The sequence below is a fragment of the Stenotrophomonas panacihumi genome, from assembly GCF_001431645.1.
Taxonomy (GTDB): Bacteria; Pseudomonadota; Gammaproteobacteria; order Xanthomonadales; family Xanthomonadaceae; genus Stenotrophomonas_A; species Stenotrophomonas_A panacihumi.
In genome coordinates this window covers 38373-47847 of the sequence record NZ_LLXU01000062.1, presented here as the reverse complement: position 1 = coordinate 47847, position 9475 = coordinate 38373, and the positions used below count along the sequence as shown (strand labels likewise).

Genomic DNA, 9475 nt, shown 5'->3' with positions numbered 1-9475 from the left:
GCTGCTGCTCGACGAACCGACCAACCACCTCGACGCCGAGTCCGTGGAGTGGCTGGAGCAGTTCCTGGCCCGCTATACCGGCACCGTGGTGGCCGTCACCCATGACCGCTACTTCCTCGACAACGCCGCCGAGTGGATCCTGGAACTGGACCGCGGCCGCGGCATTCCGTGGAAGGGCAACTACACCCAGTGGCTGATGCAGAAGGACGAGCGCCTGAAGCAGGAAGACAACCAGGAGAAGGCGCGCCAGAAGGCGATCCAGAAGGAACTGGAGTGGTCGCGGCAGAACGCCAAGGGCGGCCGCACCAAGGGCAAGGCCCGCCTGGCCCGCCTGGAAGAACTGCAGTCGGTCGACTACCAGAAGCGCAACGAGACCAATGAAATCTTCATCCCGCCGGGCGAGCGCCTGGGCAACTCGGTGATGGAGTTCAAGAACGTCTCCAAGAAGTTCGGCGACCGCCTGCTGATCGACAACCTGTCGATGATCATCCCGCCGGGCGCCATCGTCGGCATCATCGGCCCGAACGGCGCCGGCAAGTCGACGCTGTTCAAGATGATCACCGGGCAGGAGAAGCCGGATTCGGGCGAGATCGTGGTCGGCCCGACCGTCAAGCTGTCCTACGTCGACCAGAGCCGCGAGAAGCTGGAAGGCAACCACAACGTGTTCCAGGAAGTCTCCGGCGGCCTGGACATCCTCAACATCAACGGCGTGGAGATCCAGTCGCGCGCCTACATCGGCCGCTTCAACTTCAAGGGCCAGGACCAGCAGAAGATGGTCGGCTCGCTGTCCGGTGGTGAGCGCGGCCGCCTGCACATGGCCAAGACCCTGCTGCAGGGCGGCAACGTGCTGCTGCTCGACGAACCGTCCAACGACCTGGACATCGAAACCCTGCGCGCGCTGGAAGACGCGCTGCTGGAGTTCCCGGGCAACACGTTCGTCATCAGCCATGATCGCTGGTTCCTGGACCGCATCGCCACGCACATCATCGCCTTCGAGGGCGACTCGCACGTGGAATTCTTCCAGGGCAACTACCGCGAGTACGAAGAGGACAAGAAGCGTCGCCTCGGCGACGATGCCGGTCCGCACCGCCTGCGCTTCAAGGCGCTGAAGTAAGACTGGAAAGGGCGCCTTCAGGGCGCCCTTTTTCTTCGCATCCTCCGCGGTCGCCTCGGGCATCATGGCGGGCGCGTCGCGGCTGAAGCCGCTCCTACAGGTCCTGCGCATGTCCGACTTCCTCGAGCGCGTCTTCCGGCTCCGCGCGCACGGCACTTCGGTGCGTACCGAAGGGCTCGCCGGCCTGACCACCTTCCTGACGATGTCCTACATCGTCTTCGTCAATCCCGACATCCTCGCCACCACCGGCATGGATCCCGGCGCGGTGTTCGTGGCGACCTGCCTGGCCGCCGCGCTGGGCTCGGCCATCATGGCGCTGGCCGCGAACTTCCCGGTCGGCATGGCGCCGGGCATGGGCTTGAATGCGTTCTTCGCCTTCACGGTGGTCGGCGCGGCGGGCCTGCCCTGGCAGCAGGCGCTGGCGGCGGTGTTCATCTCCGGCCTGGTGTTCATGGCGCTCTCGCTGACCGGCGTGCGTGCGTGGCTGGTGGCCGGCATTCCGCCCTCGCTGCGCGCGGCCATCGTGGCCGGCATCGGCCTGTTCCTGGCGATCATCGCGCTGCAGAAGTCCGGCGTGATCGTCGGCAATGCCGACACGCTGGTGGCGCTGGGGCCGTTGCACAGCGCGCCGCCGCTGCTCGCGCTGGCCGGCTTCCTGCTCATCGCGGTGCTGGAAGCCCGCGGCGTGCGCGGCGCGATCCTGATCGGCATCCTGTCCGTCACCGCCGGCGGCTGGCTGGCGGGCGACGTGCAGTACCACGGGCTGGTGTCGCTGCCGCCGAGCCTGGCGCCCACGTTCCTCCAGCTCGATCTGCCGGGCCTGCTGCACCACGACGGCGGCGCGCCGCTGACCGTGTTGATGCAGGTGGTGCTGGTGTTCGTGCTGGTCGAGGTGTTCGATGCCACCGGTACGCTGTACGGCGTCACCGGGCGCGCGGGCCTGCTGCAACTGCCTGATGGGCAACGCCGCTTCGGCCGCGCGCTGCTGGCCGACAGCACGGCGATCGTGGCCGGCTCGCTGCTGGGCACCAGCAGCACCACGGCCTACGCGGAAAGCGCGTCCGGCGTGCAGGCCGGTGGCCGCACCGGACTCACCGCGCTGGTGGTGGCGCTGCTGTTCCTGGCGGCCCTGCTGTTCTCGCCCCTCGCGGCCATGGTGCCGGGCTATGCCACTGCGCCCGCGCTGCTGTTCGTTGCCGGGCTGATGCTGCGGGAGCTGGTCGACGTGCACTGGGCCGACCTCACCGAATCGGTCCCCGCCGCGTTGTGTGCGCTGGCCATGCCGTTTACCTATTCGATCGCCAACGGGTTGGCGTTCGGCTTCATCGCCTACGCCGTGCTCAAGGTCGGCACCGGGCGATGGCGCGAGGTGCATGCCGCGGTGTGGCTGGTCGCCGGGTTGTTCGTGCTGAGGTATGCGCTGGGCTGAAATTAAGATGCCCCTGGGCATCTTTCCCGCGAATCAATTGAAGCCCAAAGGCATCTTTTTCGATCACGAATGCCTCCCTATAGGCATACACTGGCGTCAGGTTCCGCGAGACGCCGCCATGCCCCGCTCCACTTCCGCCACTGACCTGACCGCCCTCGCCCGCCTGCGCCTGGACGAAACCGGCACGCACCTGCGCGAGTTGCCCGCCCGCACCCGCGCCATCCCCGCCGGCGGGTGGATCGCCGCCATCCGAGAAGCGCTCGGCATGTCCGTACAGGATTTCGCCCATCGACTGCGGATCACCCGCGCCTCGGCCGCCAAGCTCGAAGCCAGCGAGCAACGCGGCACCGTGCAGCTGGACACGCTGCAACGCGCCGCCGCCGCACTGGATTGCGACCTCGTCTATGCGCTGGTTCCCAGACGCGGTTTGCAGGAGATGGTCGATACGCGAAGGGTGGAAATCCTGATGTCGATGCATGAACGCACCCGCCAACATATGCGCCTGGAAGCACAGGAGCCGTCCGTGGCCTACACGACGCGCGATCTCCTGCGCGAGGCGGAGCGGTGCGTGCCCGACCGGGCGCTATGGAAGCCAGACGACACGGAGCATGGCGGCAGATGAATCACTTGAGGAGGGCCAGACCCCGCTCGATCCGGATGAAGCGGAGGGATTGATCCCGCGCTGGGTCGCCACGCGCGGCGACCTCGACGCGGTGGAAAGCGCGAACATCGTCCGCGCATATGGATGGGCCGCGAATGCCCTGCGTCGCGGCCACACCGTCGCCGACGAAGCCTTCCTGCGCGGCCTGCACAAGGCGATGTTCGGGCAGGTCTGGCAGTGGGCGGGCCGTTATCGTCGAACGGAACGCAACATCGGCATCGCCCCGCACCAGATCAGCACGCAATTGGCACAGTTATTCGACGACAGCGCAGCCTGGCGCACGCACGAGACCTATCCGCTCGAAGAACAGGCGTGGCGGCTGCATCACCGCCTGGCCTGGATCCATCCGTTCCCCAACGGCAATGGCCGCTGTTCACGGCTGATGGCCGACTACTACCTGGAGCAGCACGGCCTGCCGCGCTTCAGCTGGGGGAGCACGCTGGCCGCGGAGGAAGTCCGCGCCCTCTATATCGCCGCGATCCGCGCGGCGGACCGCGGCGACTTCGCGCCGCTGGCCGCCTTCGTCAGGCAATGAGCCGGCCGCGGGGGCCGGCCGGCGCCATCAGTAATCGCTCGCGTACGGCGAGGTCACCACCTGCGGCGCCTTGCCCAGCGCCGCGCCGAGGCGGTCGAGGACGAAACGCAGGTACAGGTTGGTGTTGAACTGGTTGTAGTCACGCGCGTTGTTGAAGGTCAGGCGGCCACCGAGGAACAGCTGCGGGGCAACCTGCCATTCCGCCGCGCCCGAGACGTTGTACGACACGCCGGTCTTGCTTTCGCCCAGGTACACCGGCGCCACGTAGCGGTCCGTCAGGCCCAGCATCGCCGCCAGCGAAGCGGCGTCGTAGGCCGACTGCTGCAGCGTCGGGTCGGTCGGGAAGTACGGCGAGTCGTCGGTGCGGAAGTGCTGCACGCCGACGCTGGCATCCAGCCGCCAGTTGACCTTCTGGCTGGCCGAACGGCCGGTCCAGTGCACCGGGAAGCCCAGGTCGAAGTAATCCTGCGGGCTGAAGTAACCGCCCTGGCCGTAGGTGAAGCCGCTGAGGTTCTTGTCGTACTGCATCGCCGTCAGGTTGACGCCGGCGGTGAGCGACTGGTTGTCGGTTTCCAGTGCGTGCACGTAGAAACCGAGGTCGACCTGTCGATGGTCGTTGTCGGCCACGTTGCGACCGGTCAGCCGGTGCGCGGCCAGGTTGGCGTAGCCGCCGAGCAGGCCGTTATCCAGCGTGGCCGACACTGCCAGGCCGTTGCTGGTCACGCCGCCCCACTCCCTGCCGGTACGCACATCCTCTGTGCCGGCGAAGGACAGCACGCTGTCGTTCACCGCGCGCCGCGAGCCCTGCGCCGAGTAGGTCAGGTTGTCGCCGATCTCCCCGCGCCAGCCCACGCCACCGACGATGTTCTGCTGCTGGAAGCCGATCGGCGTGCTGCCGATATCGGCCGAGAAGCCGCCATTGCGATAGCTCACCGCCACGCCGACACCGCTGTCGTCCTGGCTGAGGCGACGCGAGGCGGTGCCGTTGGCGGCCATCGAATACAGCGCGTCGCGGAACTGCACCGGCGTCTGCGTGGCAGCCGCGCTCTGCGAGAGCACCAGCAGCTGCGCCTGGCTGGCGGCGTCGAGATCGGCGCGCAGCGAGGGATCATTGAGCAGCTGCGTGGCGATGGTGCCGATGCTCAGCGCCGAGAGGTTGTTGGACAGCAGGTACTGCGACAGCGGCTGCGCATACAGCGCATCGAGCGCGGCCTGGCGACGCTCGGCGGCGGTATCGCCTTCGGCTTCGTTGTACAGGGTCTGGAAATCGCCATTGGCCACCGCCGCTTCGTAGATGTAGTTGCGGGTGGCGGCGTTGTTGCCGGTGGTCAGCAGCCCCTGGTAGAGCGTGGTGCCGACGAGGTTGTCGATCTGGGTGGGATCGGTGGCGAGCGCGTCGGAAATCGCGGCCGCCGGCCCACCGCCGAAACGGCTGGCGACGTTGTAGTCGGTCGGCACCGCGCCGGCGTCGATGAGCGTCGGCGTCACGCTGACACCGAGCTTGCCGTCGCCCACGGCGAACTCCGCCTGCACCGGCATTTCGATGTCATCGAGCTGGCCCAGGCCGGACTCGCCGTCGCGGGCGCGGTAGATCGCGCCACCGGCAATCTGGCTGCTGTTGTCGGCCTGCACTTCGCGCAGTTCGTCGAGCACCGTGTTGCCGCTGCGACGCGGCGGCAACGCCTGCGCGCGCGCTTCGCCGCCACGGCCGATCGGCGCGACGCCCGCGGCATAGGCCGGCGCCGGCACCCGGGCAGCCTGGCCCGGCACCGGCAGGGCCGCCATCATCGGCGCGGAGGAAGCGCTCACCGGCGGCGGCAGGTCGCCATCGCTGGCATAAGCCCCGCCGCTCGGCGCCGGCGGCACATACGCCGGCGCGGGCACGGCGGCGGCATAGGCCGGGGCCGCCGCGTACGTCGCCGCGGGCGCGGCGGGATAGGCCGCCGGTGGCGGCAGCGTGGCCGGATACGGCGTGGCATCGGACAGCACCGCCGCCGAGCCCCGCATCGGGCCGGTCATGCCGGCGAAAGGATTTAGCGGGCGGGCGGCCGACGCATACGCGGCCGGACCACGCGCACCGGGCAGGTTGTTGTCGAGCTGGCCGGCATCACGCTGCTGCGCGGCCAGCGACGCACGGAAATACTGCTCGGCCTTGCGATTCTTGCCTGCCGCGCGATACACGCGGCCGGCCGCGGCGAGCACGTCCGGCGACTGCGGCGCCTGCGTGAGCGCACGCTGCAGGTACACCTCGGCGCTGTCCAGGTCCTGCTGCGCGGCCGCACTGTTGGCCGCGGCGACCAGCACATCGAGATCGTTCGGCTGGCGCTGCAGGATCTGCTGGTAGATCACCAGCGCCTGGCGCTGGTCGCCAGCGCTGGCATACAGGCGCGCGAGCGCGGACAGCGCATCGGGATCCTGCGGCTGCTGGGCGAGGATCGGCGCCAGCGCGTCGTAAGCCCCTTCCAGGTTGCCCAGCTCGCGCAGGGCATCGACCTGACGCAGCACGTAGCCACTGCGCAGCGACTGGTAGCGGCGTAGCTGCTCCGGCGTCATCGTCGTGTCGTGGAGCTGGCGCAGCACGGCGGACAGCTCGGCATCCTGGTGCGCGCGCAGCAGCACGCTCGCGTACTGCAGGCGCTGTTCGGTGCCGGGGTTGCCGGTGGTGACCAGGCGCTGCGCCAGCGTCAGCGCGCGCGAGGAATTGCCGCTGTCGGCCCATGCACCGGCCAGCGCGGCCAGCAGCTGCGGGTCATCGATCTGGTCGCCGAGCGCGGCTTCGGTACGCGACAGCAGCGCCTGCGCCTCGCCGGCACGGCCCTGCTGCTGCAGTCCGCGCGCGGTGCGTGCCTGCTGCTCCACCCACGCGATGTTGCGCAGGCGCGTCATCTCCGGCGTGCGCGAGGCCGCGGGAATGCGTTCGAGGCTGGCGTAGGCCGAGCCCCAATCACTGGTTTCCTGCGCGTACAGCGCGTTGGCGTACTGCGCCTCGGCGGTGTCGCCGTGCACGGCGAGCAGGCCATCCATCACGCTGCGCGCCTGGTCCGGGCGACCGGCCTGCAGGTACAGGCGAGCCAGGTCCAGGCGGATCCACGGATCGCCCGGGCGTTCGACCATCGCGCCTTCCAGTTCGGTCTGCGCGGTGACCGCATCGCCGGCTTCCAGCGCCTGGCGCGCCTTGGCGCGCTGCACGTTGGAGCGCAGCATCGCCTCGCCGCCGGCCTGCTGGCGCTGGGCGGTGGGCAGGCGGTTGAACAGGTCGGTCGCTTCCTGCATGCGGCCCTGGCGGCTGTACAGCGCGACCAGGCCCTGCAGGGCGGCGGCGTTGTCGGCATCCAGCGACAGCGCCTTGCGGAAGCTCGCCTCGGCGGCCTGCGCATCGCTGCCAGTCTGCAGGTTGCCCAGCGCGGCGTAGCCGGCGGGCTCGTTCGGCTGCAGCTTCACCGCTGCCTGCGCCAGGCTGGTGGCCTGGGCGATATCCCCGCGCTGGCGCGCGGCGTCGGCCTGCTGCAGCTGCAGCCAGTAACGCGCGCTGTTGTAGGCGCTGTTCCACTTGCCGTTGGCCGCCGCGGCCGGGCGCAGGAGTTCCTGCGCCTCGGAGAAGCGCTGCTGGCGCAGGCGCACCGAGCCCAGGCCACCCAGCGCCTCGCTGTCGCGCGGACGCGCGCGCAGCACCTGGGTGAAGCGCTGCTCGGCGGTGGCGAGATTGCCGGCATTGAGCGCCTTGAATCCTTCGCCCAGCGCCACGCCTTCCGCATCCTGCGCGGTGGCCGCCGTGCGGCGCTCGCGCAACTGGGTGAGCTTGGCGGCGACTTCGGCATCGTTCGGATTGGCGTTCAACCACGCCTGGTAGAGATCCGCATCGCCCTGGCCGGCGTTGAGCCACAGCAGCGCCTGGCGCCAGCCGTTGCGTGCGGGGCCGCCGATATCGGCGCGCGTGCTCAGCGTGCGCAGCTGGGCGATGCCCTCGCGGCGGGTCGGCTCGCGATAGGTCAGCACCTGCGCGAGCGCCAGCGCGACGCCGGCGTTGTCCGGCTCGCTGGCCTTGAGGCGGGCCAGGCCGTCGCGGGCCTTTTCCCAGCCCTGCGGCGTGCCGGCCAGCGACTGGTAGTACTCCAGCGCCACGTTGGACGGCGGTGCCTTGCCGTTGAAGCTGGCTTCGTATTCGCGCACCGCTTCCACGTAGCGTCCCGCCGCCGCCGCGCGGCGCGCGTTGGCCAGGTGCGGGTCGGCGCCACCGCCGGCCGCGCCGGCATTGCCACCGATCACCAGTCGAAGGCGCTGGGCCTGCGGCGAGTTCGGATGCGCGGCCTGCAATTGCGCCAGGCGCTTGCGCGCGTCGGCGCTCTTGCCCTGGGCGAATTCGATCTGGCCCAGGCCGAGCAGCGCGTCCGGCTGGTTGGGATCGATGTTGAGCAACTTGCGCCAGGTGTCGGCGGCGAGGTCGTCGCGGCCCTGGTCGTGCCAGTAGTTGCCCTGGTTGACCAGCTGCTGGGTCGCGCTCTGCGCGTGCGCCGGCGTGGCCAGCAGGCACAGTTCGATCATCCCGGCGAGGTAAAGCGGCTTCAGGTTGTGGCGGAGCATGGTTTCAGTCTCCAGGCAGGCAGCAGGCGCCCGTCTGCGGCAAAACGGTAACGGTTTTCGAGCCAGCCCTGGCCAAACAGCACCAGGTTGCGCTCGTAGTAGGGCAGCGCGTTGGCCGCGGCTGAATTGGCGGCGGGAACGCGCTGTTGCTGGGTCTTGAGCAGCGCGCCCTCGCCGAGCGCGCTGAGGTACGGCAGCAGGGCCGCGGCGAAGCCGACCGGCGCATTGCCGGTGCCGACACCCCGCTGCACGTCGATCTTCTCGGCGAACGTGCCCTGCGCGCGCAGCATCTGCGCCGGGCCGGAGAGGTCACGCAGCAGGTTGGCGCGCAGCGGATCGGCGCGGTCGAGCATGCCGGCCCACAGGTACACGCGGATTGCGTCGTAGCTGCCGAGCGGTCCCTTGGCCGGGTCGATGCCGAATGCGCTGCCGTCCCAGCCGATCCAGTCGGCGGCGAACCCCACCGGCGCGCTGCCGGAAATCATCCGCGCGCTGCCGGCGATCATCGACCGCCACGGGCCCTTGGGGTCGGCCGAGGCGAAGCGCCGCAGCAACTGCAGCGGCACGTAGGAAGGATTGAACGTCCAGCGCGTCCCGGCATGGAAGCCGGTGCGGCCGGGCAACAGCATCTGGCCCAGGCCCGGCACCTTGGCCAGCACCTGCTCGCGCACCAGCTGCAGCTTGCGCAGGCCCGCGCTCACGTAACCGGCGCGCTCCCACAGCCGCCCGGCTTCGAGCAGGCAATAGGAAATCCACAGGTCCGAATCGGTGGCGTTGTTCTCGTCGAGCACGCGCCACTGGCCATCGGCCGCGCGGCCCCACAGCCAGGCCGGCAGCATCTCGTACGGCCGGCCATCCATCAGGTTCTGGCGGGTCCAGCCGAGGATGCGCTCGAACAGCGGCTGGTCGTTGTTCACCAGCGCGAAGAACAGCCCGTAAGACTGTCCTTCGGAGGTGCTGCGCTGGTCGGGCGTGGCGAAATCCACCACGCGGCCATCCGGCTGGATGTGCCTGGCCGAGAACGCCTGCCAGTACGGCCATGCCGCGGCGGCCGGGCATGGCGGCAAGCTCACCGCACCGGCACGCTGCACCATCGCGCCCGCGGCCAACGCAAGCGCGCCGCCGAGCCAGCGGCGGCGCGCAGGATCGCGCGGA

General features: G+C 69.7%; 6 protein-coding genes. 4 read left to right on the top strand and 2 right to left on the bottom strand.

The genetic code is table 11. The features are described 5' to 3' along the window. The 4 genes from ettA to ARC20_RS06460 form a co-directional block, all read left to right on the top strand. Positions 1-1114 (top strand): energy-dependent translational throttle protein EttA (gene ettA / locus ARC20_RS06475; protein ID WP_081418066.1); only part of this gene is annotated, 1114 nt, incomplete at its 5' end. A 109-nt stretch (positions 1115-1223) separates the two neighbouring features. Beyond that, positions 1224-2543, top strand: coding sequence for an NCS2 family permease (locus ARC20_RS06470; RefSeq protein ID WP_057645961.1), 1320 nt, complete (start codon positions 1224-1226; stop codon positions 2541-2543). 7 nt (positions 2544-2550) lie between these two features. After that, complete coding sequence (locus tag ARC20_RS06465; protein WP_057645956.1) at positions 2551-3165, top strand: helix-turn-helix domain-containing protein; 615 nt, start codon at positions 2551-2553, stop codon at positions 3163-3165. Next, the gene (locus ARC20_RS06460) at positions 3152-3739 is read left to right on the top strand and encodes a mobile mystery protein B (RefSeq protein WP_057645955.1); all 588 of its coding nucleotides are present in this window, start codon (positions 3152-3154) and stop codon (positions 3737-3739) included. The genes ARC20_RS06465 and ARC20_RS06460 overlap by 14 nt, the downstream gene beginning before the upstream one ends. A gap of 27 nt (positions 3740-3766) precedes the next feature. Here the strand turns inward: ARC20_RS06460 and ARC20_RS06455 are convergent, their stop codons facing one another. After that, positions 3767-8320 (bottom strand): cellulose synthase subunit BcsC-related outer membrane protein, encoded by a 4554-nt coding sequence (locus ARC20_RS06455; RefSeq protein WP_057645954.1) that lies wholly within the window; start codon positions 8318-8320, stop codon positions 3767-3769. Further along, a complete protein-coding gene (gene bcsZ, locus ARC20_RS06450; RefSeq protein ID WP_057645960.1) occupies positions 8302-9414 on the bottom strand; it encodes a cellulose synthase complex periplasmic endoglucanase BcsZ in 1113 nt (370 codons plus the stop codon). Before bcsZ ends, ARC20_RS06455 begins: the two co-directional genes overlap by 19 nt. Between the last annotated feature and the right edge of the window lie 61 nt (positions 9415-9475).